Genomic DNA, 334 nt, shown 5'->3' with positions numbered 1-334 from the left:
GTTGGCCGGCACCTGCACCTCGGGCCGGCCCGTGTCCTGCGCCAGCGCCTTGGCGAAGGCGGCGAACCCGGGGTGCTGGAACAGCATGCGCACCTGCGCCTGCCAGCCGCGCGCACGCATGCGCTCGAGCAGGCGCAGCGCCAGCAGCGAATGGCCGCCCAGCTCGAAGAAGTTGTCGTTGCGCCCAACCCGCGGTAACCCGAGCACCTCGGCCCAGATGGCCGCCAAAGCCTCTTCCATCTCGCCCTGCGGTGCTTCATAGCCCTTGCCTTCGGCGAACTCGGGCTCGGGCAGCGCCTTGCGCTCGACCTTGCCGTTGGCGTTCAGCGGCAGT

At 70.4% G+C, this 334-nt stretch carries 1 protein-coding gene; it reads right to left on the bottom strand.

Translation table 11 applies throughout. From position 1 onward, the window contains the following. Window positions 1-334 (bottom strand): phosphopantetheine-binding protein (locus ASD34_RS28285; protein ID WP_235510081.1); only part of this gene is annotated, 334 nt, incomplete at both ends.

Origin of the sequence: Variovorax sp. Root473 (genome assembly GCF_001426505.1) — a bacterium.
GTDB lineage: Bacteria > Pseudomonadota > Gammaproteobacteria > Burkholderiales > Burkholderiaceae_C > Variovorax.
This window is presented reverse-complemented; position numbering and strand designations above follow the sequence as displayed.